Origin of the sequence: Falsiroseomonas selenitidurans (assembly GCF_012103215.1) — a bacterium.
GTDB lineage: Bacteria > Pseudomonadota > Alphaproteobacteria > Acetobacterales > Acetobacteraceae > Falsiroseomonas > Falsiroseomonas selenitidurans.
The window spans coordinates 18,995-45,394 of the sequence record NZ_JAAVNE010000001.1; the positions used below are offsets into that span (position 1 = coordinate 18,995).

Below are 26,400 nucleotides of genomic sequence, written 5' to 3' on the forward strand. Positions count from 1 at the left end.
CTCGCCCGTGCCTGTTAATCCCGACTGAACATGATCAACCTGGGATTACAGGCGCACCTTCAGCAGATTGCCGATCTCGCCCACCACGCCGCGCCGGAAGGCCAGCACGCAGGCCACGAAGATGACGCCCTGGATCACGGTGACCCAGGCGCCGAACTCCGCCAAGTAGTTCTGCATGGTGACGATCACCGCGGCGCCGACCACCGGCCCGAAGACGGTGCCGAGGCCGCCCACCAGCGTCATCAGCACCACCTCGCCGGACATGTTCCAGTGCACGTCGGTCAGCGTCGCGATGCCGAAGACCATCGCCTTGGTGCCGCCCGCGACCCCGGCCAGGCCGGCCGAGAGCACGAAGGCCAGAAGCTTGTAGTCATCCGTCCGGTAGCCGAGCGAGGTGGCGCGGGGCTCATTCTCCCGCACCGCCTTCATCACCTGGCCGAAGGGCGAGTGCACCACGCGGTGCACCAGCAGGAAGCCGCCGAGGAAGATGGCCGCGACCAGCCAGTACAGGGTGAAGTCGGTGTCCAGGGGAATGAGGCCGAACAGACGCCCGCGCGGGATCTGCTGGATGCCGTCCTCGCCACCGGTGAAGGGCGCCTGCAGGCAGAAGAAGTAGACCATCTGTGCCATGGCGAGGGTGATCATGGCGAAGTAGATGCCGGACCGGCGGATGGCCAGCCAGCCGATGCCGAGCCCGAGCACCGCGCCCACCGCGCCGCCGCCGATGATGGCGATCTCCGGTGTCAGGCCCCACACCTTGGCGGTGTGGCCGGCAATGTAGCCCCCCATGCCGAAGAAGGCGGCATGGCCGAAGGACAGCAGCCCGACATAGCCGATGAGCAGGTTGAAGGCGCAGGCGAACAGCGCGAAGCACAGCACCTTCATCAGGAAGACGGGGTAGAGGAAGAAGGGGCTGACCAGCACGAAGGCGACCAGCACGCCGAAGGCCAGGGCCTGGGCGCGGGTGAAGCCGAACAGCCCGGCTTCCTCATGGACGGCGTCGGGCGCGGCGACGCTGATGGCGGTATCGGCCATGTCTCAGCCCCTTCCGAACAGGCCGGCGGGCCGCGTTAGCAGCACGATCGCCATGATGACGAAGACCACGGTGGCGGAGGCCTCCGGGTAGACCACCCGGGCCAGTCCCTCGATCAGCCCCAGGCCGAAGCCGGTGACGACGGAGCCCATGATGGAGCCCATGCCGCCAATCACGACCACGGCGAAGACGGTGATGATGAAGTTGGCACCCATGGCCGGGTTCACCGAATAGATCGGCGCCGCCAGCACGCCGGCGAAGGCGGCCAGCGCCACGCCCGCGCCGTAGGTCAGCGTCATCATCCGCGGCACGTTGATGCCGAAGGCCTGCACCAGTTCCGGCCGTTCCGTCGCGGCGCGCAGATAGGCGCCGATCTTGGTCTTCTCGATCACCAGCCAGGTGGCCAGGCACACCAGCACGGAGGCGATGACGACCCAGACGCGGTAGCCCGGCAGGAACATGATGGGAATGTCGATGTTCAGGGCGTTGAAGGCCGCCGGCGGCGCATAGGGCAGGCCGGAGGAGCCGAAGCCGTTGCGGAACACGCCCTCGATGATCAGCGCCAGGCCGAAGGTCAGCAGCAGGCCGTACAGATGGTCCAGCTTGTACAATCGGGCGATCATCGTGCGTTCGATCACCACCCCGAAGACGCCGACGATCAGCGGCGCCAGCACCAGCGCCCCCCAGTAGGGAATCCCGGCCCAGGCCAGCAGCATCCAGGCGACGAAGGCGCCCATCATGAACTGCGCCCCATGGGCGAAGTTGATCACGTTCAGCATGCCGAAGATGATGGCGAGGCCGAGCGAGAGCAGCGCGTAGAAGGCGCCGTTCACCAGCCCCAGGATCACCTGAGGCGCCGCCATCTCGAGTTCGAAGAGCAGGTTTTCGATCACCGGGCGCGGGCCTTGCCGTGATGGATGTCAAGCCGAGGCCGCCCGGCGGGGGATCACCCCCGCCGGGAAGCCGCGCGGTCTCAGCTGCGGACCAGGGCGCAGCTGCCCTCGGTCAGCGGGCGGAAGGCCTGGGCGCCCGGCGTGGTGCCGAGCAGCTTGTAATAGTCCCAGGCGCCCTTGCTCTCGGCCGGGCTCTTCACCTCGAACAGGTAGCAGGGGTGGATCTTGCGGCCATCGGCGCGGATCGTGCCCTCGCCGAAGGCATCGTCGTTGGTCGGCATCGCCTTCATGCGGGTCACCGCATCGACGCCGGAGGCCTTGGCCGCCGCCACGCCCATGTCGCCCACCGCCTTCAGGTAATGCAGCACGGAGGCATAGCAGCCGGCCTGCACCATGGAGGGCTTGATGTTGCCCGGCATGGCACCGAGGCGCTGCGTGAAGGCGCGGGTCTTGTCGTTCAGATCCCAGTAGAAGGTCTCCGACAGCACCAGGCCCTGCGCCACTTCGAGGCCCAGCGAGTTCACATCGGTGATGAACACCAGCAGACCGGCCAGCTTCACCCGGCCGCCGCGGGTGATGCGGAATTCCGCTGCCTGCTTGATGGAGTTGATGGTGTCGCCGCCCGCATTGGCCAGGCCGATGACCTGGGCGCGGGAGCGCTGCGCCTGCTGCAGGTAGGACGAGAAATCGGTGGTGCCCGGGAAGGGCGTGCGGACGGCGCCGAGAACCTCGCCGCCCTGGGCCTTCACGAAGTTGCCCGTGTCACGCTCCAGCGCATGGCCGAAGGCGTAGTCGGCGGTGATGAAGAACCAGGACTTGCCGCCGGCCCGCACCATGGCGCCGCCGGTGGACTGCGCCAGCATCCAGGTGTCGTAGGTCCAGTGCACCGTGTTCGGCGAGCATTGTGCGCCGGTGAGGTCCGAGGTCGCGGCGCCGGAATTCAGGAAGACCTTGTTCTTCTCGCGCACCAGGGTGTTGGTGGCGAGCGCGACGGAGGAGGTGGGAACGTCCACGATCACGTCCACGCCGTCGCGGTCGATCCACTGGCGCACCACGGTGGAGCCGACATCCGGCTTGTTCTGGTGGTCGGCCTGCACGACCTCCACCGTCACGCCGCGCTGGGTGATGCCGGATTCCTTCACCGCCAGTTCCACCGCCTGGGTGGAGCCGGGGCCGGACAGGTCGCGATAGGTGCCGGACTGGTCGTTCATCACGCCGATGCGGATGGTGTTCGCGGCCTGGGCGCGGGCGCTGCGGAAGGGCAGGCCGCCGAGCGCCGGAAGGGCGGCGGCACCGGCAAGCAGCGTGCGGCGATTGATGGTCATGGTTCCGATTCTCCCCAGAATATGGCTCAGCTTTTTTCAGTCCGACCCGGGTTCAGACCCCCAGGTATTCGTGCAGCCGGTCGAGGCTGGCGGTCAGTTGGTCATTCGCCACCATGTCCACGATGCGACCATGTTCCATCACATAATGGCGGTCCGCCACGGTCTGCGCGAAACGGAAGTTCTGCTCCACCAGCAGCACGGTGAAGCCGCGCTGCTTGATCTCCCGGATCATCGCGCCGATCTGCTGCACGATCACCGGCGCCAGCCCTTCCGAGGGCTCGTCCAGCAGCAGCAGGCGGGCGCCGGTGCGCAGGATGCGGGCGATGGCCAGCATCTGCTGCTCGCCGCCCGAAAGCTTGGTGCCCGGGCTGCGGGCGCGTTCCTTCAGGTTCGGGAACAGCGTGTAGATCTCATCGAGCCCGAGCCCGCCCGGCGCGATCACCGGCGGCAGCATCAGGTTTTCCGTCACATCGAGGCTCGCGAAGATGCCGCGCTCCTCGGGGCAATAGGCGATGCCGGTGCGGGCGATGAGGTCGGAGCGCAGGCCGATCGTCTCCCGCCCCTCGAAGCGGATGCTGCCGGCGCGGCGGCCGACCAGGCCCATCATGGCGCGCAGCGTGGAGGTCTTGCCGGCGCCGTTGCGGCCCAGCAGCGTCACCACCTCCCCCTCCCGGATATCGAGGGAGACGCCGTGCAGCACATGGCTTTCGCCATACCAGGCCTGCAGGTCGCGGATTTCCAGCATCGCGGGGGCCGCGGTTCCGTCACGCATGCTGGGTGCTCCCGGCGATGGCGGGGTCGGTGCCGAGATAGGCGGCCTGGACCTCCGGGTTGCGGGAGACGGTGGCATAGTCGCCCTGTGCCAGCACGCGGCCGCGCGTCAGCACGGTGATGGTGTCGCACAGCCCTTCCACGACCTTCAGGTTGTGCTCCACCAGCAGCACGGTGCGGCCGGCCGCCACCCGCTTCACCAGGGCGACGATGCGGTCGACATCCTCATGCGTCATGCCGGCCGTCGGCTCGTCCAGCAGCATCATCACCGGGTCCAGCGCCAGGGTGGTGGCGATTTCCAGCGCCCGCTTGCGGCCATAGGGCAACTGCCCGGCGGTGAGCCGGGCGTAGCCGGTCAGGCCCACATCCTCCAGCAAGGCCATGGCGCGGTCGTCAAACTGCTTCAGCAGCCCCTCGGAGCGCCAGAAGTCGAAGGACCCGCCGCGGCGGCGCTGCAGGGCGAGCCGCACATTCTCCAGCACCGTCAGATGCGGGAAGACGGCGGAAATCTGGAAGGACCGCACCAACCCCAGCCGTGCCACCTCGGCCGGCTTCAGGCCGGTGATGTCGCGGCCATCATAGCGGATCACACCGCGCGTCGGCGGCAGGAACTTCGTCAGCAGGTTGAAGCATGTTGTCTTGCCGGCCCCGTTGGGGCCGATCAAGCCGTGGATGCTGCCGCGCGCGACTTCAAGCCGCACATCGCTGACCGCGGCGAAGCCGCGGAATTCCTTCGTCAGCCCCTCAGTCTCGAGGATCGTATCGACCACTCGCGGACGCCCCCAATTGTGCTTGCTTTTGTTCGATCGGCCTTGCTTCCGGATGCCCGTTCCAGATCGCCAGCCAATGCGCTTCTGCCGCATTCATGAAGGCTGGCGCGACGCGGCGCAAGTCAAAGAAGTGGATCGCGGTCGGGAAGTTCTGATATTTTTCTGGCATACTAGGGACTTAGGCTACCCAATTATGGAAAGGTCCCTGGCAAGCAGCGCATCGCCGGTCAGGACAGCAACAAGCATCCGCGATTCCACGCCGATGCCATCGGCATCCCACCACAGCCGGGCACGCGCGCTGTCATAGACCAGTTGGCCGACGCCATCGGCGCTGTCGGCGAAGCCGTTCCCGTTCACCAGGAAGCGGCCCTGCGCCATCAGGTCCATGCCGGCCACGAGGCCGCCACCGAAGCCGGCGGCGGAGATCTCGATGCTGTCGCGGCCACTCTCGAAGCCGACAAGCAGGTCGCGGCCATCGGCCTCGACCTCCAGGAAGCGGAACACGTCATTGCCCGCCCCGCCAGTCAACCGGTCATAGCCGAGGCCGCCTTCCAGCGTGTCATCGCCGTCATGGCCCAGGATGGTGTCCCGGCCGGCCATGCCGCGCAGATGGTTGTCGCCGGCATTGCCGATGATGCGGTTGTCGAGGTCCTGCCCCGCGCCATCCGCCGCATCACCCACCAGCATCAGGGTTTCCGTATTGGGGGTGAGGATCCAGGAGAATTTGGCGATGATCCGGTCATCGCCGCCGCCCGGCACCTCCAGGACGATGACATCATCCCCATCCTGCACGACATAGCGATCGGCCCCGGCACCGCCGGCCATGGTATCGGCACCCGGGCCACCCACCAGGAAGTCGTTCCCCTCGCCGCCTTCGAGCATGTCGTTGCCGGCGCCGCCAGCCAGCGTGTCATCGCCCGCGCCGCCTTCGAGCATGTCATCGCCGGCGCCGCCGGCCAGGCTGTCCGCCAGCGCGCCACCTTCCAGCGTGTCCGGTCCGGGTCCGCCCCGCTCCTGCACCGGACCTTGCGGCGCGGCATCGTCGTTGCGGATCTGCGCGATGGCGAAGGACGTGTCGCGCACCACCCCCGCCGGCGCCGCGCCGAGCAGGATGCCGACTCCCTCGTCCAACTCATGCACCGTGTCGCCGGCCACGCGCAGCGTCAGCACCACCAGGGTCTCGCCCGCTGCGAATTGCAGGGTGCCGGAGGGCAATGCGCCGGCTTCGAAATCCGCCGCATCCACCGGCGCGGCGCCATCGCCCAGCGCCTGCCAGTCGAGGCTGAAGGCGCGCGTCAGGTCACCATCCCGCGTGACATTGAACTGCAACGCCGTGACGCCGGAATTGCCCTCCACCACGAAGGGCGCGGCACTGGCGATGCGCACCACGCTGTCCCGCGGCAGGTCGTCATTGCCGATGCGGCCCGTGGCCTTGGTGGTGCCGTACTCGATGCCGGCGGGGGCGGTGCCGAGGCTGAGCAGGAAGGCCTCATCCGCCTCCACCTCCGTATCGCCGGCGACCCGCAGGGTGACGGTCGCGGTCTTGGCATTGGCGGCGAAGGTCACCAGGCCGGCGGGCAAAGCACCGCCGACGAAATCCGCCGCATCGGCCGGGTTGGCGCCGCTGCCGGTGACCGACCAGGGAATCTTCTTCTCGGTGTCGGAGGCGCCAAGCCGGGCGAGGGTGAAGCGGTACTCCGTGGTGCCGGAATCACCCTCCTCGGCCGTGACCTCCGTCGTCGTCAGGCTGACGCTGGCATCGTCGTTGCGGATGGTGCCATTGGCCGATCCGGTGCCGATCACGGTGCCCGCGCTGTGCAAGCCGAGGTCGACGCTGAAGCGCTCATCCGCTTCGAAGACACTGTCGCCGCGCACCGGGACGGTGATGGTGGCGCTGGTCTCGCCAGGCGCCAGGGTCACGAATCCGGCCGGCAGCACATAGCCCACCGGCAGCGTACCGATGACGAAATCCTCGGCATCCACCGAACTGCCCGGCAGCGTGGCGACCGACCAGAGCACGGAATGGCTGGTGCCCGTGAAGCCCTCCCGCGTCACGGTGAAGGTGAAGGGGGTGGAGCCCCCCTGCCCCTCGGTGCGCCCGGCATTCAGCGCGGCGAGTGACAGCACCGCATCATCGTTGCGGATCACACCCTCCGCGCTGGCCTGGCTGAGGGTGACGCTGATCGCGCCGGTTTCCCCGCCGATCACGCCGCCGCCCAGGTCGATGCCACCCGGACCGCCGCCGACCTCGCCACCAACCACGCCGCCGGTCCCGGTTCCGCCGCCAGGGACTGGAAGCGACAGCACCACCTGGAACGGCTCATCCGCCTCCAGCACGGTATCGCCCATCACCCGCACGGTGATGTCCAGCGCCGTCTGGCCGGCGGCGAAGCTGACCTGGCCGAAGGGCAGGACACCGCCGAAGAAATCCGTGCCATCGGCCGCATCGGTGACAACCGCCCAATCCAGCAATTGCGCCGCCGCCGTCTCGCCGCTGCGGGTCACCTGGAAGGTGAAGCTGGCAACCTCGCCATGCCCCTCCAGCCGGTCGGCGTCGCGCGGCGCGATGGCGATGTTGGTGTCGTCGTTGCGGATGGTGCCGATGGCGAATTCCGGATCGAGCCCGCCGATCGAGGCCAGGCGGACCGCATAGCCCTCATCGGCCTCGGCCAGCGTGTCGGGGGCGAGCCGGATCTCGATGGTCCGGCTGGTCTCGCCGGCGGCGAAGGCGACCGTGCCGCCGGGCAGCAGGCCACCCGCGAAATCCGCGGCATCGGCGGCGTTGTCGCCAATCCCTTCGACTGTCCAGCCGATGCTGGCGGCCGCCGTGGTATCGCCGCTGCGGGTGACGGTGAAGCGATGCACACCGCCGAGCAGCGCGCCCTCCGCACCATCGGCGGCGGTGGGAAGAACGGCGAAGCCTCCGGTGGCCGCGAATTCCTGCGTGCGGAGGTCGAGGATGCCGTTGCGGAACTGGACGAACTCCATCTCCAGCAGCGTATCCGTGCCCAGCGCGCCGAAGACCTGCCAGCCGGTTGCGCTGACCTCGCTGTGCCGCTGCACGGTGACATCGTTGAACAGCGCATCATAGACCGCGGTATCCAGGCCGGACCCGCCCAGGATCCGGTCGTCACCTTCCATCCCCTGGATCGTGTCGGCCCCGCCGCCGCCCAGCACGCTGTCATCGCCCATGCCCGTGACGATGCGATCCGCCTGGTCGGAACCAACCACGGTCGCCTCGCGATCGCGCGGATCGCCGGCGATGGTGGTCCAGCCCAGCTTGCCGCGCAGATCCAGCGTGCCGCCCTGGGTCAGCGCCAGATCAATGCCGCGCGAGGCGCCGTTGTCCCCGCCGGTGGTGCTGATGCTCTCGAATTGCTGGAACAGGCCGGGGGCGGCGCGGACGCGAAGCTGGTTGGTCACCAGGCTTTCGATGTCGAGGATGGTGAAGCCATCGAGCGTGGTGGCGTCGGCATGCACGCTCAGCGTGTCATGATCCGCGCCGCCATCCAGCAGATCAGCGCCACCGCTGCTGGACAGCACATCCTCGCCGGCGCCGCCATGCAGGCTGTCGGCTTCCGGCACCCCGGCGGCGTCGCCGGATTCCAGCACGTCGTTGCCGGCGCCACCCAGCAGACGGTCGTTTCCGATGCCGCCATGGATGAAGTCGCGACCGTCATGCCCCTCCAGGACGTCATCGCCGGCGCCACCCCCCATGGTATCGCCGCCGCGGCCGCCGATCAGGGAATCGGCGCCGCCGGAGCCTTGGATCTCCGCCCGGTAGAGTCCGGTGAAATCGAGGTCTTCGATCCGGTAGGTCAGCGCTTCCGTCAGATCCAGCGCGCCGGCTTCGGTCAGCAGCAGCCGCGCGATATTGCTGTCGGGCACGATCTTCTCGAAGCCTGCGAAGATGGCGGCGCTGGCGCGCACGAAGGCATCGCCGCTGCGCAGACCCTCGATGCCGAGGAGGGTCAGGCCATCCAGGCTGCGCAGCGCACCCGCCGGCGAGACCCAGTCGAACCCTTCGCCACCATCGACCAGGTCGGCGCCATCCATGGGGCGCAGCGTATCGTCGCCGGCACCGCCGAGCAGCGTATCGCCGGATGTATCGCCGCTGAGCAGGACATCATGGCCCTCGCCCCCGAGCAGCCGGTCACGCCCCGCGCCACCCTCCAGCGTGTCGTCGCCGCCCTGGCCATCCAGAACATCATCCCCGGCGGCGCCGAGGATCGAATCCCTGCCCTCGCCGCCGGTCAGCGTATCGCCGCCCTCGCTGCCGAGCAGGTCGACCCCGACCCAGAGCGTCGAACCATCCAGCGGGCTGACGGAGGAAAGCTGCCGCCGCAGATCCAGCAGGCCGGGCGCGGCCAGGACCAGATGCACGGAGGGAAGGCCGACCACGCCGCTCCCCGCGATATCCTCGAACCCCGCGAATTGCGCGGCGGTGGCGGTGATGAGGTCGCCGCCGGTGACCAGCACCTCGATGTCGCGGATCGTCCGATCGACCAGGGTCACGCGGTCGCCGTCGAGGAAGGACAGGGTGAAGCGCAGCGAATCCCAGCCTTCGCCGCCATCGACGATTCCGCCGCCCCGGGCGGGCGCCCAGAGGAAATCGTCGCCCGCCTCGCCATGCAGGGAATCGGCGCCGCTGCCGCTGCTGAAGGCCAGCGCCAGCAGGAAGTCCGTGCCATCGCCGCCGCGGACCAAATCATTGCCGAAGCCGCCCTGGAGCTGGTCATTGCCAGCGCCGCCCAGCAGCGTGTCGTCGCCACCGCTGCCATCCAGCGTATCGGCCCCGCCCAGGCCGGAGAGCAGGTCCGGGCTGTCCTCGTGCTGCCCCGCCCCCGGCAGGTCTGGCACGGCCGGCCCGCCGAAAATGCGGTCGGCGAGCTCCGTTCCGACCACCGTATCGGCGCCGGTCGTTCCGAACAGATCAGGCATCGGTTGCCCCTATGGACCCGGCGCAACGTTTCCCGTTTTTTTAATCCATTGTCAAAATGTCAATTGCGCTGACGGCTTGATCGCGTTTTCTGTGCATCCGCTTCATGATCGCGCCGCGGATCTTTGTTCCCGTGACTTTTTCTTCATTCCGGATCGTCGAAAGGATCTATCTCATGGTCGCCTCCCCGATCCGGCAGAGCCGGCGCGGCATCGCCAGCTTCCGGACGGGGGCCTGCCCGTGAACGAGACCCTGATGCGCGATGGCATCGCGATGATCGGGGCCGCCGGCGCCGCCGCCATGGCCGCGCCGGGGCCGGAGGAAGCCATCCGCGCGCTGACGCAAGGCTGTTTTGATTTGCTCGGCGACCGGGAGGCCCATGCGCGCCCCGGCGCGCTGAAGCCCGGGGAGCGTGACTATGTCATCGCCGGCAGCTTCTTCGTCACGCCTGACCGGCAGTACCACATGCTGGTCGGCAGCATCGGCTTCCCGCCGGAACAGGAACGGCTGCTGGTGCCGATCGATGGCGGCCATCCCGGCTGGGTCCATGCCAACCGCCGCCCGCTGCTGCTGGAGAACACGGACGAGCATGGCAGCTTCCGGCAGTACCTGAAGACCTCCCGCATGGGGTCTTCCATCTTCGCGCCCATCCTCTTCCGCGGCGAATTCCACGGCCAGATCATCATGGCGGCGCAGGCGCGCTGGGCGATGCGGCCGGCGGATCTCGCCGTGCTGGAAGCCTGCGCGCAGATCGCCGCCGGCGCCTGGATCGCCCAGGGCGGCCCGGCATGGCTGGCCGCCACCTACCCGCCGCCCAACGCCTTCCGGGTGAACCGGGAAGGCGTGGACGCAGCATAGCCGCCGGCCAGGCCCTATCGCGCAAACACCAGGGACAGGCCCGGGAAGGCGACGATCAGCGCCAGCACCGCCAGCATCACGCCGATGAAGGGGATGCAGCCGGCGAAGATCGTCTCCAGCCCGATGCGCCGGTCGTTCAATGTCGCCTTCACCGCGAAGGCGCCGATGCCGAAGGGCGGTGTCAGCAGCCCGACCTCCACGGCGATGACGGTGATGATGCCGAAGTGGATCAGGTCCAGGTTGAAGGCCATGGCGATCGGCGCCGCGATCGGCGTGACGATCAGCAGGATCGAGGAACTGTCCACGATCATGCCCAGCAGCAGCACGAACAGGATGTAGACGAACAGGAAGCCATAGACGCCAAGCCCCAGCGCCTGGATCAGGTCGGCGATGGAAGCCGGGATGCCGGCCATGGTCAGCATCCGCGAATACATGCTGGCGGCGATCAGCAGGAACAGGATGCCGACGGAAACGAAGCCGGTCTCCACCAGGATGCGCCAGAACTTCGCCAGATTCAGCCGGCGCCGCAGCAGGGCGATCAGCAGCGCCCCGAAGGCGCCCACCGCGCCGGCTTCCGTCGGCGTGAAGATGCCGCTGTACAGCCCGCCCAGCACCAGGCCGATCAGCGTGGTGATGGGCACCGATTTCATCAGCAGGCTGCGCGTGGTCTCCTCCGGCGGCGGGGCCATCTGCGCGGCGCCGGGCTGCACCCAGTCCGGCCGGAAGGTGGCCATCAGCCAGATCATCAGCATGAAGCCCGCGGCCATGACCAGGCCCGGGATGATGCCGGCCAGGAACAGCCCGCCGATCGAGACCTCCGCCAGCACGCCGTAGATGATCAGCAGCAGGGAGGGCGGGATCAGCATGCCGAGGATGGAACTGCCCGCGACGCAGCCCACCGCGAAGCGCGGCGAATAGCCGAAGCGCATCATCTGCGGCACCGCCACCTTGGTGAAGACGGCGGCGGAGGCGATGGAAATGCCGGTGACGGCGCCGAACACCGCATTGGCCAGCACGGTTGCCATGCCAAGCCCGCCGCGCAGCCGCCGCAGCAGATGCTGCGCGACCTCGAAGGTGTCCTTCCCCACATCGCTGACGGACACCAGCAGCCCCATCAGCACGAACAGGGGGATGGTGGCGAAGAGATAGTCGGAGATCGCGGCATAGGAGGCGAGCGCCAGCAGGCGGCCGGCGAGATCCCAATTCTCGCGGATCAGCCCGATGCCGATGTAGGAAAGAAAGACCAGGCCGATGCCGATCGGCACGCCCGCCAGCACCAGCCCCGCCATGATGGCAATGAGCGCGAGGCCGATCTCGATCTCGATCATGCCGGGCGCCCCGCGCGCAGCAGGCCGCGCACCACCTGCACCAGGCTGGCCGCCCCTGCCCCGGCGCAACCGATGAGGATGGCCAGGCGGATCGGCCAGGTGGGCAGCGTCCAGACCCCCTGCACGCCGAAGAATTCCGCCTGCTCCCAGCTTTCCAGGAATTGCGGCAGCGTCGCGTCGAAGATCACCCAGAAGACAAAGACACCGATGCCGGCGAAGGCCGCCTCCAGCGCCTGGGTCGTGCGCGGCGCGCGGGCGGCCAGGCGGTTGAGGAACATGTCGGCGCGCGTCATCCGCTGCGCATGGATGGCGGCGGGCAGTTGCAGGAAGACGATGGCGACGATCATCTTGGAGGCGATCTCCGCCACCCCGTCCAGCGGCGCGTTGAAGAAGGACCGCCCGACCACGTCGGTCACGATCAGCACCATCATGGCGGCGATCATCAGCGTGCCGGCGCTGTTCAGCAGCCAGAGCAGCAGGCCGAAGGGATCCTTCGGCGGTCGTGCCGCCGCCTCCTGCGCCGCATCGCTGACGCTATCCAGTTCCGCCATGCGGCATGTCCCATGCAAAAGCCCTCCCCCGCCTGCGGGGGAGGGTTGGGTGGGGGAGGAGCGTCCGTCGACTACGCCGTCCAGGCGCGGCCCGGCGTCGCGCCGCCGGCGCGAAGCCCGTCCATATAGGCCGCCAGCACCTTCTTGGCCGGCTGGCCGCGGCCCTCATTGGTGCGGGCCCAGTCGCCGGCGATGTCCGGCAGGCCGTCCACCCAGCGCTGCCGCTCGGCGGCCGGCAGGGTGGAAAGCTCGGCGCCCTTGGCGACCATCTCGCGCATGTTCGCCTCGCTGGTCGCCAGCACGCGGTTGGTCAGCGCCGCGGTATAGGCCTTGCCGCCGGTGCGGAAGGCGGCCTGCACCACCGGGTCCAGCCGGTTGAAGGTCTGCCGGTTCATGCCGATGCCGCCGACATACATGCAGCCGATGTTCACCTTGGTGATGTACTTCGCCACCTCATGCACCCGGACCGGGAAGATGCCGGAGGGGAAGGACATGGTGCCGTCGGACACGCCGGTCTGGATATCGGTGTAGTAGGTGGTCAGCGCGCCGTTCACCGGCACCGCGCCAGTGCCGCCGAGCCAGGTGGCGGAGACACCGGGGGCGCTGATCTTGCGGTTGCGCAGGTCGTCCACCGTGCGCACCGGGAAGGTGGTCCACAGGTCGTAGGTCTCGGTGCCGCAGGTGCCGAGATAGACCATGTTGTTGTCGGTCCAGGCCTTCTGCATCTCCGGCATCTCGGCCGTCATCTTCTCCATCACGTCCACCTGCAGGCGCAGATTGTCGGTGGCGAAGGGCGTGAAGTAGGTGACGTTCTGCAGCGGCATGGCGCTGCCTTCCCACAGCGTGCCGACGAAGCCGACATCGGTGATGCCATCCTTCACGGCGTTCCGCGTCTCGGTGAAGCGGTACAGCGTGCCGCCGAACGCCTCGCGCCAGCGGATGCGGAAGCGCGTGCTCTCCAGCGCCTGGTTCACCGCCGGCATCAGCGCCTGCTGCATCGCCCAGATCCAGGCGATGGTGGTGGGGTGGCTGGCGGCGATGGTGATGTTGATCTGCGTCTGCGCGGCGAGGATGGCGGGCGTGGCGAGCGGCGCGGCGGCGGCGGTGCCGAGCAGCGCCCGGCGGGTAAGGTTCTGCATGGTTGTTTCTCCCTGTCTCAGATCTTGCCCAGCGCCGTCAGGATGCGCGCCGGCGTAAAGGGTTGCGCGAAGACGCGGGCGCCGAAGGGCCGCAGCGCGTCGTTGATGGCGTTCTGCACGGCGGCCGGTGCGCCGGCCGTCCCCGCCTCCCCGGCCCCCTTGGCGCCGAGGGCGGATTCCTTCGTGGGTGTCTCCACATGCGCCACCGCGATATCCGGCATCTCGCCCGCCATCGGCAGCAGGTAGTCGGCGAGGCTGCCGGTCAGCAGCTGCCCCTCCGGCGAATAGACGCAGTGTTCCAGCAGCGCGCCGCCGAGGCCCTGCACCACGCCGCCGCGGATCTGCTCATCCACCAGCATCGGGTTGATCACGGTGCCGCAATCCTCGACGCACCAATGCTTCAGCAGCGTGACGAAGCCGGTCTCGACATCCACTTCCAGGTAGCTGGCCTGCGCCCCGTTGGTGAAGGCGAAGGGGTAGTCCTTCGGCGTGTAGTGGCGCGTCGCCACCAGCTCGCGCGGCAGATCCTTGGGCAGCGTGTCGCCGCGGAAATAGACGATGCGGCCGAGTTCCTCCAAGGCCAGGCGCTCGGCCCCCGTCGCGCGGTCCACCACGGCGCCGCCGCGCACATCCAGGCTTTCGGGCGCCGCCTGCAACATGGCGCCGGCGATGACCAGGATCTGCTCGCGCAGCGCGTTCCCTGCCTGCAGCGCCGCCTCCCCGCCGATGCCCGCGCCGCGGCTGGCCCAGGTGCCGCCGCCATAGGGCGTCGTCTCCGTATCGCCCGTGGTAACGCGCACCCGCGACAGATCCACGCCGACGGCGCCGGCGACGATCTGCGCCAGCATCGCCTCCGTCCCCTGCCCCTGTTCCGTGACGCCGGAGGCGATGGCGATGCTGCCATCGGGGTCGAGCCGCACCGTGGCGCCATCCATGGCGGAAATCCGCGCCCCGCCGATGCCGTACATGAAGGGGGATGGGTTGGTCAGCTCGATGAAGCTGGCGATGCCGATGCCGCGATACACGCCCTTCGCCCGCAGCGCGTCGCGCTCCGCCTTCAGCGCCTCGTAGTCCATCATCGCCAGCAGCTTCGTCAGGCAGGCGTGGTGCGACAGCCCCTCGAAGGCCAGATTCGCCAGGTTCCTGAACGGGTAGCCATCATCCGGCAGCAGGTTGCGCCGGCGGATCTCGGCCGGGTCCATGCCGATGGCCTCGGCGGCGAGGTCAACAAGCCCTTCGGTCACGGCCGTGGCGATGGGGTGGCCCACGGCGCGATACTGGCAGGTGGGCGTCTTGTTCTGGAACACCACGGTGGTGCGCGCCTTGTAGCCGCGCAGCCCATAGGGCCCGCCGCACAAATTCACCACCTGGTTGCCCTCCACCGCGGAGGTGCGGGGGTAGACCGAATAGGGACCGATGCCGGTGAGGTCGTCGATCTCCATCGCGGTGATCGTGCCGTCCTTCGTCACCGCCGCGCGGGCCGTGATGCGATGGTCGCGGGCGTGGATGTCGGAGACCATGCCCTCGATCCGGTCGGCGCTGAACTTCACCGGCCGGGCCAGCATCCTGGCCAGCGCCGCCGTCGCCATCTCATCCGGATAGACATGCACCTTGATGCCGTAGCTGCCGCCGACATCGCGGCAGATGACGCGCACATCGCCCTCGCGCAGGCCGAGATGCTTCGCGAACACCGTCTGCATCATGTGCGGCGCCTGGTTCGAATGGTACGCCGTCAGCCGCCCCTCCGCCGGGTTCCAATCCGCCAGGATGGCGCGGCCTTCCAGGCACACCCCGGTATGCCGCCCGGTGTGGAAGGTGGCCTGCACCACGACGCCGTCCGGATCCGCGAAGCAGGAATCGGGTTCGCCGCCGACATGCTCGCGCTGGAACGCCAGGTTGTCGCCCAGCTCCGGATGGATCACCAGCGTGCCGGCCGCGAGCGCCGCCTCCATATCCACCGCGGCGGGCAGCGCCTCCCACGCCACCTCGATCAGGCCCACCGCATCCTCCGCCTCCGCCCGGGTGCGGGCGACGACGGCGACAACGGGCTCGCCCTGCCAGCAGGCGCGATCGATGGCGAGCGCGTGCTGCGGGGCGGATTTCAGCCCCTTCAGGTGGTGCAGCACGCCGACCCAGGGGGTGCAGACCGCGGCCATCTCCGCACCGGTCACCACCCGCACCACGCCCGGCGCGGCCTTGGCCGCGGTGCTGTCGATGGCCAGGATACGGGCATGGGCGTGCGGGCTGCGCAGGAAGGCGACGTGCACCATGCGCGGCAGGCGCAGGTCATCCACATACTGCCCGCGCCCGGCCAGCAGGCGCTTCGCATTCGGCCGCGGCACGGACCGGCCGATATAGGAGTTGGGCCGATCGACGGCGGAAAGCTCGCTCATGCGCGGGAAGCCTCCTCGATGGCGTCGACGATCGCGTGGTAGCCGGTGCAGCGGCAGTAATTGCCGCTGATGCCCTCGCGGATCTCCTCCCGCGTCGGGGTCGGGTTCGCCTTCAGCAGCGTGGCGGCGGCCACCAGCATGCCCGGCGTGCAGAAGCCGCATTGCAGCGCGTTGCGGGCCAGGAAGGCGGCCTGCAGCGCGGCGATGGCGCCCGATTCGGTCAGCCCCTCCACCGTCCAGACCTCGGCACCCTCCGCCTGCACCGCCAGCATCAGGCAGCCGCGCAGCATCGCCCCGTTCACGATCAGGGAGCAGGCGCCGCAGACACCATGCTCGCAGCCGGCATGGCTGCCTGTCAGGTCCAGCGCCTCGCGCAGGAAATCCACCAGATGCGTGCGCGGCTCCACCATCGCGGAAACCGGCTCGCCATTCACCGTCAGGGTCAGGGGCAGACGCATGGCTCAGTGCCCCTTCAGCGCGGCGGCGGCGCGGCCCAGCAGCACGCGCGCCAGGTGGTGGCGCAGCGCGGGCGGGCCGTGCAGGTCGGCGGGCGGGTCGATCTCGCCGGCCAGCGCGGCCTGCGCGCCAGCCAGGTCGCCGGCGACCAGCGCGGCTTCGGCGCGCGGCGTGCGCAGCGGCGTGCCGCCGACGCCGAACCAGGCCAGTGCCACACCCGCGCCCGGAGGGCCCGCCTGGGCCGCCAGCCCGACGATCGCATAGTCGCCATGCCGCCGGGCCAGTTCCTGCAGGGTGCAGGCCTGGCCGGCGCGGGAGGCGATTTCCACCGCCGCCAGCACTTCATCGCCGCGCAGCGCGGTCTGGTACAGGCCCTGGAAGAAATCCACCGCCGCCACCCGCCTTTCCCCGCCCCGGCTGGCCAGCACCAGCGTGGCGTCCAGCGCCAGCGCGCAGGCCGGCAGTTCCGCCGCCGGGTCGGCCAGCGCCAGCGACCCGCCGATGGTCCCCCGCGTGCGGATCGCCGCATGGGCGATATGCGGCACCGCCCGGGCCAGCAGCGGCGCGTGCCGGGCCACCAGCGGGTCCGCCCCCAGCTCGGCATGCCGGGTCAGCGCGCCGATGCGCAGCACGCCATCCGCGAAGCCGATACCACGCAGCGCCTCCACCCCGTTGATGTCGAGCAGGATGCCGGGGCTGGACAGGCGCAGATTCAGCGCCGCGACCAGGCTCTGGCCGCCGGCGAGCAGGCGCGCGGACTCGCCGTGCCGGTCCAGCAGGTCGAAGACCTCCGGCAGGCTGGCGGCGCGCGCATAGGCGAAGGGGGCAGGTTTCACCGCTCCGTCGAGGCTCCCTGGACATTCCGCCGCGATCGGAGCGCGGCTTGTTGTTCCGCAGAGTTGTCGGTGCCGCCGGCTTTGTCCAGCGGCGGGCGCATGACGCTGCGGCCAGGCCGGGCCCCGGGGCGCGGCGCCGCGCCCCTCACGCCTCGAAGATCGCCACCGCCCGGCACCAGCCACCGGAGGCGCGGCGGATCTTCACCGGCAGGCAGCTGACGGTGAAGCCGGTGGCGGGCAGGTCGTGCAGGTTGGTCAGCTTCTCGATCTGGCAGTAGCCACGCTCCCGCCCCGCCTTGTGGCCTTCCCAGATCAGGCTGGCATCGCCCGTCGCCGCCACCTTCGCCCTGGTGTGGACGAAGGGCGCGTCCCAGGACCAGCCATCGGTGCCGACCACGCGCACCCCCTGCCCGGTCAGCCACAGCGTCGCCTCCCGCCCGAAGCCGCAGCCGCGGGCGACGTAGTCCGGGCTTCCGTAGGCGGCGCCAGCCGAAGTATGCGCCAGCACGATGTCGCCCGGTTGCAGCGCATGACCGATGGACGCCAGCGCCGCCTGGACCTCCGCCGCGCTCACCACATGGCCATCCGGCAGGGCCGAGAAATCCAGCCGCACGCCGGGGCCGATGCACCAGTCCAGCGGCACCTCGTCGATGGTCAGCGCCGGCGCGCCGCCATCCATGGTGCTGGCATAGTGCCAGGGCGCGTCGAGATGCGTGCCGTTATGGGTGGAAAGGCGGATCCATTCCATCGCCCAGCCCTCCCCATCCGGCAGCTGGTCGGTGGTGATGCCGGGGAAGAAGCCGGCCAGCTCCTCGGCCGAGCCCTTGTGCGTGCGGTATTCGATGGCCGGGCCGTAGCCAGGCGGGTCCGCCACCACGTCATTCTCCAGGGGCAGCGAAAGGTCGACGATCCGACGCGGCATTGCTTGTTTCCGTCTCCATCCCTTTGCTCAGCCTAGCGCTGGCAGCACAGGCTGGTGCAACCCCCATCTTTGTCAGGGCCGGCCACGCCATTCGGCGGTGGCGCCAGGCTTCCGGCACGGGCAGGTTGCAGCGACGCCACCGGCCCCCTGCCGGCCTTCCCCCGCCGGCCTTCCCCTGATGGATCCGCATGCCTCGCTGGCTTCCCCTTCTCCTCGGCTTCCTCACTGCTGTCGGACCGCTGTCCACCGACATGTACCTGCCCGCCTTCCCCGCCATCGAGGCGGAGCTGGGCCAGCGCTGGGGCGGCGTGCAGGCGACGCTTTCCGCCTGGTTCCTGGGCCTCGCCTTCGGCCAGCTGGTGCAGGGCACGCTGGCCGACAGGCTGGGCCGGCGCCGGCCGCTGATCATCGGCACCGCCGTCTATACCCTGGCCTCGATCGGCTGCGCGCTGGCGTCGGACATGCTGGCCCTGTCGCTGTTCCGCTGCATCGCGGCCTTCGGCGGCGCGGCCAGCGCCGTGATCCCGCGCGCCATGGTGCGCGACCTGGCCACCGGGCTGGATGCGGCGCGGCTGATGTCGCGGCTGATGCTGGTGATGGGCGCGGCGCCGATCCTGGCGCCGACGCTGGGCGGGCTGCTGCTGGAGGCGGCCGGCTGGCGCGCCATCTTCTGGGTCTCCGCCTTCTACGGCCTGGCCTCCTGCCTGCTGGCCTGGGTTCTGCTGCCGGAGACGCTGCCGCCGGAACGCCGGCTGCGGCGCTCGCCACTGGCGCTGGTCGGCGATTTCGGCCGAATCGGCGTGGAGCGCGGCTTCCTGGCCAATGCCCTGATGGGGGGCGCCACCATGTTCATGGTGTTCGTCTTCATCGGCGGCGCGCCGGAGGTCTACATCGCGCAGTTCGGCATCGCGCCGGCGGAATTCGGCCTGCTGTTCGCCGCCAGCGCCACCGGCTTCATCGGCCTGACGCAGCTGAACCCCTGGCTGCTGCAGCGCATCGGCGCGCAGGTGCCGCGGCTGGCGCTGCGGGTCTGCCTGGGGGCGGTGCTGCTGCTCACGCTGTCCGCCTTCACCGGCTGGGGCGGCTTCCTGGGCCTTTATCTGCCGGCCTGCCTGGCGCTGGCCTGCAGCGGGCTGGTGTTCCCGAATTCGGCGGTGGGTGCGCTGGCGCGGCACGGGGTGCGGGCGGGCAGCGCCTCCGCCCTGCTGGGCACGCTGCAATTCGGCCTGGCGGCGCTGGGCGCGGCGCTGGTCGGCGCGCTGACCGAGGAAACGGCGCAGCCCATGGCCCTGCTGATGCTGGCCGGCGTTGCCGGGGCCCTGGTGGCGGACGGTCTGCGGCCGACGCGCTGAGATCAGCCCGCCTGCGCCACCGCCATCGCCGCCACCGCCTGCGCCACCGCCTCCGCCCGCGCCGCGTCCACGCTGTGCGGCCAGCGATCCTCCGGCGCGTGGAACCAGGGGTTGCTGCCGATCAGGGAGAGGTAGCGACCGCCGCGCTGCTCGATCTCATGCGCCTCGCCATTCGCCTTGCCGCCGGTCTCCGCCGCGATCGCCTCCGCCGGGTAGCCCGCCGCCGCCAGCCGCGCCGCCATCGCCGGGGCCAGACCCGCGACATTGCTGCGCACCGTCAGCCGCGCATCCTCGGCCGCGCCCAGATTGGCGCCGAGGTGGATCACGAGGTGCGAATCGCGGGCCAGGGCCGGCTCCGCCGCGAAGGCGGCCCGGGCGCCGAAATGGCCCAGCTCATGCCCGCAACTCGCCAGCGCCACCACGCCGCGCGATCGCGGCGCGCCGGACAGGGCACGCAGCGCGGTCAGCCAGGCCAGGATGCCGCCGCCGCGCTCCGCCGTGCTGGTCCACCAGGAGGTGCGGGGCGTCAGCAGCACGAGCTTCGGCGCCGCGCCCGGCAGCGCCGCCCGCACCGAATCCGAGACATCCGGCGCCCGCACCCCCTGCACCACCAGCCGCGCGCGGGCGGCGGCGGCGGCAAGCGCCAGCAGCCGCGCCGCATCATGCCCGGCAAGCTGGAGCACCGGCGGGCCGAAGGGCCGGTCCTGGTCATGTGCGTTCAGCGGCGCCAGCCCGTCGGGCCGGGTGCGCAGCGCGATGACCAGGCCCTGGTGCCGGCTCTCCGCCCGGGCCCGGGCGAAGGGATTGCCCGGCAGGCTGGCCGCGCCCGGATGCATCTCCGCCACGCCGATGTCCGCCACGGAGCCGATCGGGCCGAGCGTGCCAACCACGCCTTCCGGCCCGGTCAGCCCGCCATCGAACAGCGGCAGCCCCTCCATCACGCCCGCCTCGGTCTCGAGACGCGCGGCCCCGGGGATCAGCCGCTGGAAGGCGGTCGGCAGCAGCATGGCGGCGGCCCCGGCCTGCTCGGCCAGGCCGCATAGCCAGCGCGCCGAGGCACGGTCCCCGGCACTGCCGGCGCGGCGCTCGCCGAAGGCGTCATAGGCGGCGAAGAAGGCGCCGGCGGGGAAGGTGGACGGAAGGTCCGGGGGCGCGGAAGCGGCGCGGGCGGTCATTCCACCCGCACGCCGGACAATGCCACCAGCCGCACCAGGCGCTGGTGCTCCTCCGGCCATTTCTCGGCATAGGCGGCCGGGGTGGGCGAGAGGATGATGGCCCCGCCGTCGCGGGTCAGCGCCTCGCGCAAGGCCGCGTCGCCCTCCACCGCCTGCTTCACCGCGGCGTGGAGGCGCGCCACCACCGCCGGCGGCAGGCCCTTCGGCCCGATGAGGGAGGAGATGCTGGTCACCACCGGCCCGCCTTGCACCACTTCGCCCAGCGTCGGCACGGCCGGCATCACCGGCATCCGCCCGCCGCCGCCGGTGATCAGCACGCGGATCAGACCGTCCTGCGCCCGAGGCACGGCGATGTTGCTGATCGCGAAGGACCAGTCCACCTCGCCCTGCTCCACCGCCAGCGCCGCCTGGTTGGCGCCGCGATACGGCACATGCACGCCCTGCGCGCCGATCAGCTTCAGCATGGCGGCCGCCGCCATGTGCGCCGGCGTGCCGACACCGCCCGAGCCGTAGCGCAACCCCTCCCGACTTTCCCGGCAGGCCGCGAGGAGCGCCGCCGCATCCCGCCAGGGCGCCGCCTGGCGCACGCACAGCACGGCCGGCTGCTCCGCAATCTGGGTGACCGGGGTGAAATCCTGTGCCCAATCATAGCCGGGATTGCGCTGCATGACGGCCTGGGTGATCGCCGTTCCGCCGCCCCAGAGCAGGGTGTAGCCATCCGGCTCCGCCCGCGCGACGGCCTGGGAGGCGATGAGCCCGCCGGCGCCGGCGCGGTTCTCGATCACCACCTGGCCACCCAGATGCTCCTGCGCGCGGGCCATCACCTGGCGCGCGACGGTGTCGGAGGATGAACCGGCGGCGAAGGGCACGATCACCCGCACCGGGCGGCGCGGCCAGTCCTGGCCCTGGGCGAGGGCCGGGCGCAGGGCGAGCAATCCAGGCGCGGCCAGCAGAAGCCTACGGCGCAGCATGGCGGTTCCTCCGTGTTCTTGGGAGGAAGGCTAGGAGCCCGGGGCGCGCGGCGTCAACGCGATTGCGGAGCCGGCGGGGCAGGTGCCGGTCACGGCGGAAAGGTCGTGCCGCGGGAGAGGTCGGCCAGGGGATCCGGATGGTCGGAGCGGCGGGATTCGAACCCACGACCCCCAGTCCCCCAGACTGATGCGCTACCAGACTGCGCTACGCTCCGACTGCAAGGGCCATAGCATCGCCCCCTGCCCGGCGCCAACCCCCGGTGGCGGAAATCAGCCGCGGGCGGCCAGCGCCCGCAGCTCATGCGCCAGGCGCTCCAGCGCGTCCAGCGCATCGCGCACGGGCTCCGGCGCCTCCGGCTCCTCCAGGTCGCCCAGCGGCAGTTCCGGCGCGCCGCCCTCCTCCAGCCCGCCTTCCCGCAGCAGGCGCTGGACGCCCTTGATGGTGTAGCCCTGGGTGTAGAGGAGGTCGGAGATGCGCTTCAGCAGCGCGATGTCCTCCGGCCGGTAGTACCGCCTTCCGCCGCCGCGCTTCAGCGGCTTCAGCTGCGGAAACTTCGTCTCCCAGAACCGCAGCACATGCTGCGGAATCTGCAGGTCGTCCGCCACCTCGCTGATGGTGCGGAAGGCGGTGGGCGCCTTGCGCGGCTTGCCGCGCGCGGCGTCGCCTTCCGGGCCGCCGTCACTCATGCGTCGTCATCGGCCGTTCGCCCGATGGCCAGGCCCGGGTTCAACCGTGCCTTGAGCACATGGGAGGGCCGGAAGGCCAGCACCTTGCGGGGCTGGATCGGCACCTCCACCCCGGTCTTCGGGTTGCGGCCGACCCGCCTGCCCTTCTGCCGCACGACGAAGGAGCCGAAGGCGGAGATCTTCACCGCCTCCCCGGCTTCCAGCGCCGCGGACATGCGCTCCAGCACCGTCTCCAGCAGCTCCGCGCTCTCGTTCCGGGAAAGGCCGACCTGCGCGTAGATCGCTTCCGCCAGGTTTGCCCGTGTGATCGTCGTCATGCCCGAACAGGTCCTTGCAACCCCTTCAAGTCACAACAAAGCCGGGTTCCTGGAGGGTCGTCAACCTTGCGTGTTTGACAGTTGTGGCGGTGGCTTCGCTGTACAACTCAGCGACGCCGTCCAAACCCTTGGAAAGGATCAGAAGCGGGCGAGCGCGGCGCCCCAGGTCAGCCCGCCACCGATGGCTTCCATCAGCACCAGATCGCCCTCCGCTATGCGCCCGTCCCGCGTCGCCTCGGCCAGCGCCAGCGGGATGGAGGCGGCGGAGGTGTTGGCGTGCCGATCCACGGTCACCACCACGCGGTCCATCGGCAGGTGCAGCTTGCGGCCCATCGCCTCGATGATGCGGATATTGGCCTGGTGCGGCACCAGCCAGGCGACGGCGTCATGGTCCAGCCCATGCGCCGCCAGCGCCTCGTCCACCGCCGCGGCCAGCTTGGTGACGGCGTGCTTGAACACCTCCCGTCCCGCCATCCGCACCACCCCGGTGCCGCCGGTGGACCCCGCCCCGCCATCGACCTGCAGGATGTCGCCATGCCGTCCATCGGCGTGCAGATGGGTCGACAGCAGGCCGCGCGACGTCTCCGCCTCCGTCGCCACGCGCAGGAACAGGGCGCCGGCGCCGTCGCCGAACAGCACGCAGGTGCCGCGGTCCGACCAGTCCAGGATGCGGGAGTAGATCTCCGTCCCCACCACCAGGATGCCGCGCGCCTGGCCGGTGCGCAGCATCGCGTCGGCGATGGAAAGGGCATAGATGAAGCCGGTGCAGGCGGCGGCGATGTCGAAGGCGAAGCCCTGCGTCACGCCCAGCGCGCCCTGGATGCGCGCGGCGGTGGAGGGGAAGGCGCTGTCCGGCGTGGCGGTGGCGACGATCACCGCATCGACATCGGCCGCACCCGCCCCGGCCTGGGCCAGCGCCGCGCGGCAGGCGGCCGCCCCCATGGCGGAAGCGGTCTCGCCCGGCGCGGCGAAGTGGCGGCGACGGATGCCGGTGCGCTCGACGATCCAGCTATCCGTGGTGTCGAGGCCCTTCTCCGCCGCCAGCTCGTCATTGCTGACGGAACGCGCCGGCAGGTAGCCGCCGGTGCCGGCGATGAAGCCGCGAAGGGGCCGGCCTTGGGACATTCCGGGAAACCTCAGCGCGGTGTGGCGGCAAGCCGTGGGGTGGGGCTGGGCAGCAGCGCCAAGCCTTCCCGGATCCGGTCGTTGAAGCGATGCGTCACCATGTCCATCGCGACGTCCATGGCATGGGCGAAGCCGATGGCGTCGGTGCCGCCATGGCTCTTCACCACCACGCCGTTCAGGCCGATGAGCACGGCGCCATTGTAGCGCCGCGGGTCCATCCATTCACGCAGCCGGTCCAGCGCCGGGCGCGCCAGCAGGTAGCCCAGCCGCGCCGGGATGGAGCTGGTGAAGACCTGGCGCAGCAGGTCGCGCATCAGCTTCAACGCGCCCTCCCCGGTCTTCAGTGCCACATTGCCGGTGAAGCCGTCGGTCACGATCACGTCCACCGTGCCGGCGGCAATGTCGTGGCCTTCGACGAAGCCGCGGAAATTCGCGCCGAGATGGCTGTCGCGCAGGGTCTCCGCCGCCAGCCGTACCCGCTCATCGCCCTTCAACTCCTCGGAGCCGACATTGAGCAGGCCGAGCGTCGGGTTGGTCAGCCCCAGCACGGCGCGCGCGAAGGCATCGCCCATGATGGCGAACTCGATCAGGTTGCGCGCATCGGTCTGCAGGTTGGCCCCGAGATCCAGCATCACCACGTCGCCGCGCGCGGAGGGCCCGATGGCGGCCAGCGCCGGCCGGTCGATCTCCGGCAGCGTCTTCACCACGATCTTGGCCAGCGCCATCAGCGCGCCGGTATTGCCGGCGGACACCACGCCCGAGGCTTCGCCCTGCGCCACCGCGTCGATCGCGACCCGCATGGAGGAACCGCGCACGCGCAGTGCCGCCGTCGGCTTCATGTCGCCCGGTATCGCCTCCGGCGCATGGCGCAGGCTGCAGGCCTTGGCCGCGCGCGGCCGGCGTGCCAGCAGCGCCCCCACCCGGACCTCGTCGCCCGCCAGCAGGAAGCGGGCACCGGGATGGCGTTCCGCCGCGAGCTCGATCCCGTCGAGGATGGATTCCGGGGCATGGTCGCCACCCATGGCATCGATCGCCAGGGCGAATTCGCATGGCCCGCGCCCTGCCGGGCTTTTGCCCATCACGTTCAAAGACTGCGCCGCATGGGCAGACGCCCTCTTCCGCGGGTCAGACGCGCACGACGCCCTTGGCCTTGTCGGCCGCCATCACCTCACGGCCGTCATAATGGCCGCAATGCGAGCAGACATGGTGCGGGCGCTTCAACTCGCCGCAATTCGAGCATTCGATATGCGCGGAGGCGGTCAGAGCCTGATGGCTCCGGCGCATGCCGGCGCGGGAGGGCGAAACCTTTTTCTTCGGAACGGCCATGGTGCCGAGCCTTTCTCGTCAACAAGCTGCAATATCAGCGGAGCCGCGGGCATTAGCACCGCGCGGCCCCACGGCGCAAGGCATGCGCAAACCGGGCCAAGCCCTGCGCAAGCGGGCCTCGCCCCCCGCTCAGTTCCGCTTCAGGCGGGCCAGTGCGGCAAAGGGATTCGGTCGCTCGGGGGGCGTATCGGCCAAATCGGCCTCCGGCTCAAGCGCCCCGGCCGAGGGATCGACCAGATCGGGCGGAATCGCCGCATCCGGCGCCCTGGGATAGGGATCCATCGCCAGGGCAAGCTGTTCCGCCACCACCTCCCCCAGATCCACCATCCCGCCCTCGGTCTCGATCTCGTCGGGGCTGTCCGGGTTGTCGTCCGTCGCGGGGGTGCCTTCCGGCAGCAGCAGCAGGTCAAGCGGCGCCAACACGGCCTGCGGCACCGGCTCCAGCGTCACCACGCATTCCTGCACCACCTCAGCCTCCAGCGTCCCGGTCAGGCGGGTGGTGCCGTCGGTGGCCGGCACCAGCAGCAGCCGCGCCTCCAGCCGCGCCACGGCGGGAATGCTGAAGCGCCGCGCCAGGGCGGCGCATTCGGCCGGGCCGGCGCGCAGCTCGACGCGGCGCGGCGCCTCGCCGCCCAGGCGATGCGGGCGGGAGAATTCGGGGCTCATGCGGCAAGTTGCTCCGGGAAACGCACCTGGCCTCGGCGCAGCGCGGCCACATCCTGCGCCGACAGGGTCCGGTCAAGCGCGATGGCGAGCCCGGCCAGCCGCTCCGCCGCGCCGGGCGGCGGCGCCTCGCCGCGCCAGATGTTGCGCGCCAGCGCGGCGGCCAGCGCGGCGGCATCCGCCGCGTCCAGCGCCGATTCGTAGGCTGCGGCGCGGCCATGGAAGGCTTCCCACATGCGCTTCACGCGCTTGCCCACCACCAGATCGCCGACACCCATCTCCCGCAGGTTCACGTCCATGTCGGCGAACATCGCGTCGAACACCGCCTGCGCCAGCTTCGGCCCGGCCGGGTCGGCATCGCGCCGCAGCCGCCGGATCAGCAGCGCCACATGCAGCGAGACCAGATCGAATCGCCCGTCCAGCGTGTCCGGCACGCCGAGACCGCCGAAGAAGCCCGGCTGGCGCGACGCCGAGACCGCCGCCGTATACAGCGCGAAGCCGGCCCGCTCATGCGGCCGCCGCCCCAGAAGGCCCAGCAGGCCCATCGAAAGACTCCTCCCTCGCCATCCC

Annotated in this window: 23 protein-coding genes, 1 tRNA gene and 1 pseudogene; 2 read left to right on the forward strand and 23 right to left on the reverse strand. The window is 70.2% G+C overall.

From position 1 onward, the window contains the following. Positions 1-45: 45 nt before the first annotated feature. The 6 genes from HEQ75_RS00090 to HEQ75_RS27985 all read right to left on the reverse strand — a co-directional run bounded on the left by HEQ75_RS00090 (position 46) and on the right by HEQ75_RS27985 (position 9,733). Positions 46-1,035 carry a branched-chain amino acid ABC transporter permease gene (locus tag HEQ75_RS00090; RefSeq protein ID WP_168026875.1) on the reverse strand — a complete coding sequence of 330 codons (990 nt, stop codon included), beginning with the start codon at positions 1,033-1,035 and terminating at the stop codon, positions 46-48. 3 nt (positions 1,036-1,038) lie between these two features. Beyond that, positions 1,039-1,926: a branched-chain amino acid ABC transporter permease gene (locus HEQ75_RS00095; protein ID WP_456237371.1), complete on the reverse strand. Its 888-nt coding sequence runs from the start codon at positions 1,924-1,926 to the stop codon at positions 1,039-1,041. 80 nt (positions 1,927-2,006) lie between these two features. Continuing rightward, positions 2,007-3,251, reverse strand: a complete 1,245-nt coding sequence (locus tag HEQ75_RS00100; protein ID WP_168026876.1) for an ABC transporter substrate-binding protein — start codon at positions 3,249-3,251, stop codon at positions 2,007-2,009. 52 nt (positions 3,252-3,303) lie between these two features. Beyond that, positions 3,304-3,996, reverse strand: coding sequence for an ABC transporter ATP-binding protein (locus HEQ75_RS00105; RefSeq protein ID WP_209318282.1), 693 nt, complete (start codon positions 3,994-3,996; stop codon positions 3,304-3,306). A 19-nt stretch (positions 3,997-4,015) separates the two neighbouring features. Continuing rightward, complete coding sequence (locus HEQ75_RS00110) at positions 4,016-4,792, reverse strand: ABC transporter ATP-binding protein (RefSeq protein ID WP_328733089.1); 777 nt, start codon at positions 4,790-4,792, stop codon at positions 4,016-4,018. Between the two features lie 183 nt (positions 4,793-4,975). After that, complete coding sequence (locus HEQ75_RS27985) at positions 4,976-9,733, reverse strand: Calx-beta domain-containing protein (RefSeq protein WP_168026879.1); 4,758 nt, start codon at positions 9,731-9,733, stop codon at positions 4,976-4,978. A gap of 238 nt (positions 9,734-9,971) precedes the next feature. Between HEQ75_RS27985 and HEQ75_RS28970 the strand changes: the two genes are divergently transcribed. Continuing rightward, positions 9,972-10,589, forward strand: a complete 618-nt coding sequence (locus HEQ75_RS28970) for a GAF domain-containing protein (RefSeq protein WP_168026880.1) — start codon at positions 9,972-9,974, stop codon at positions 10,587-10,589. Positions 10,590-10,603: 14 nt separating this feature from the next. Here the strand turns inward: HEQ75_RS28970 and HEQ75_RS00125 are convergent, their stop codons facing one another. From HEQ75_RS00125 to HEQ75_RS00155, 7 genes are all read right to left on the reverse strand, one after another. Next, positions 10,604-11,917 (reverse strand): TRAP transporter large permease, encoded by a 1,314-nt coding sequence (locus tag HEQ75_RS00125; RefSeq protein ID WP_168026881.1) that lies wholly within the window; start codon positions 11,915-11,917, stop codon positions 10,604-10,606. Continuing rightward, complete coding sequence (locus HEQ75_RS00130) at positions 11,914-12,468, reverse strand: TRAP transporter small permease subunit (RefSeq protein WP_168026882.1); 555 nt, start codon at positions 12,466-12,468, stop codon at positions 11,914-11,916. The genes HEQ75_RS00125 and HEQ75_RS00130 overlap by 4 nt, the downstream gene beginning before the upstream one ends. 71 nt (positions 12,469-12,539) lie before the next feature. Continuing rightward, on the reverse strand, positions 12,540-13,607 hold the full coding sequence (locus HEQ75_RS00135; protein ID WP_168026883.1) for a C4-dicarboxylate TRAP transporter substrate-binding protein: 1,068 nt from the start codon (positions 13,605-13,607) through the stop codon (positions 12,540-12,542). Between the two features lie 17 nt (positions 13,608-13,624). After that, positions 13,625-16,000 (reverse strand): xanthine dehydrogenase family protein molybdopterin-binding subunit, encoded by a 2,376-nt coding sequence (locus tag HEQ75_RS00140; RefSeq protein ID WP_168026884.1) that lies wholly within the window; start codon positions 15,998-16,000, stop codon positions 13,625-13,627. Beyond that, positions 15,997-16,458, reverse strand: coding sequence for a (2Fe-2S)-binding protein (locus HEQ75_RS00145; RefSeq protein ID WP_168026885.1), 462 nt, complete (start codon positions 16,456-16,458; stop codon positions 15,997-15,999). Before HEQ75_RS00145 ends, HEQ75_RS00140 begins: the two co-directional genes overlap by 4 nt. Positions 16,459-16,461: 3 nt before the next feature. Continuing rightward, the gene (locus HEQ75_RS28975) at positions 16,462-17,292 is read right to left on the reverse strand and encodes an FAD binding domain-containing protein (RefSeq protein ID WP_168026886.1); all 831 of its coding nucleotides are present in this window, start codon (positions 17,290-17,292) and stop codon (positions 16,462-16,464) included. A 145-nt stretch (positions 17,293-17,437) separates the two neighbouring features. Further along, on the reverse strand, positions 17,438-18,214 hold the full coding sequence (locus tag HEQ75_RS00155) for a cyclase family protein (protein ID WP_168026887.1): 777 nt from the start codon (positions 18,212-18,214) through the stop codon (positions 17,438-17,440). Between the two features lie 188 nt (positions 18,215-18,402). Here HEQ75_RS00155 and HEQ75_RS00160 point away from each other — a divergent pair, with 188 nt between their 5' ends. After that, positions 18,403-19,566 (forward strand): multidrug effflux MFS transporter, encoded by a 1,164-nt coding sequence (locus HEQ75_RS00160; protein ID WP_168026888.1) that lies wholly within the window; start codon positions 18,403-18,405, stop codon positions 19,564-19,566. A 2-nt stretch (positions 19,567-19,568) separates the two neighbouring features. Here the strand turns inward: HEQ75_RS00160 and HEQ75_RS00165 are convergent, their stop codons facing one another. From HEQ75_RS00165 to HEQ75_RS00210, 10 genes and pseudogenes are all read right to left on the reverse strand, one after another. Next, the gene (locus tag HEQ75_RS00165) at positions 19,569-20,741 is read right to left on the reverse strand and encodes a hypothetical protein (protein WP_168026889.1); all 1,173 of its coding nucleotides are present in this window, start codon (positions 20,739-20,741) and stop codon (positions 19,569-19,571) included. Then, positions 20,738-21,712, reverse strand: a complete 975-nt coding sequence (locus HEQ75_RS00170; RefSeq protein WP_168026890.1) for a Bug family tripartite tricarboxylate transporter substrate binding protein — start codon at positions 21,710-21,712, stop codon at positions 20,738-20,740. The genes HEQ75_RS00165 and HEQ75_RS00170 overlap by 4 nt, the downstream gene beginning before the upstream one ends. A gap of 138 nt (positions 21,713-21,850) precedes the next feature. Beyond that, a tRNA-Pro gene (locus tag HEQ75_RS00175) sits at positions 21,851-21,927 on the reverse strand. Between the two features lie 159 nt (positions 21,928-22,086). Next, positions 22,087-22,399 (reverse strand): annotated as a pseudogene (locus HEQ75_RS00180) (MerR family transcriptional regulator); the annotation flags it as partial. Next, positions 22,396-22,716, reverse strand: coding sequence for an integration host factor subunit alpha (locus HEQ75_RS00185; RefSeq protein ID WP_168026892.1), 321 nt, complete (start codon positions 22,714-22,716; stop codon positions 22,396-22,398). The pseudogene HEQ75_RS00180 and the gene HEQ75_RS00185, both read right to left, overlap by 4 nt. A gap of 138 nt (positions 22,717-22,854) precedes the next feature. Further along, positions 22,855-23,841 (reverse strand): beta-ketoacyl-ACP synthase III, encoded by a 987-nt coding sequence (locus tag HEQ75_RS00190; RefSeq protein WP_168026893.1) that lies wholly within the window; start codon positions 23,839-23,841, stop codon positions 22,855-22,857. Between the two features lie 11 nt (positions 23,842-23,852). After that, on the reverse strand, positions 23,853-24,920 hold the full coding sequence (plsX, locus tag HEQ75_RS00195) for a phosphate acyltransferase PlsX (protein WP_168026894.1): 1,068 nt from the start codon (positions 24,918-24,920) through the stop codon (positions 23,853-23,855). 46 nt (positions 24,921-24,966) lie between these two features. Further along, complete coding sequence (gene rpmF / locus HEQ75_RS00200; protein WP_168026895.1) at positions 24,967-25,167, reverse strand: 50S ribosomal protein L32; 201 nt, start codon at positions 25,165-25,167, stop codon at positions 24,967-24,969. A 129-nt stretch (positions 25,168-25,296) separates the two neighbouring features. Continuing rightward, on the reverse strand, positions 25,297-25,833 hold the full coding sequence (locus HEQ75_RS00205) for a YceD family protein (protein WP_168026896.1): 537 nt from the start codon (positions 25,831-25,833) through the stop codon (positions 25,297-25,299). Further along, on the reverse strand, positions 25,830-26,375 hold the full coding sequence (locus HEQ75_RS00210) for a ubiquinol-cytochrome C chaperone family protein (protein ID WP_168026897.1): 546 nt from the start codon (positions 26,373-26,375) through the stop codon (positions 25,830-25,832). Before HEQ75_RS00210 ends, HEQ75_RS00205 begins: the two co-directional genes overlap by 4 nt. Positions 26,376-26,400: the final 25 nt, after the last annotated feature.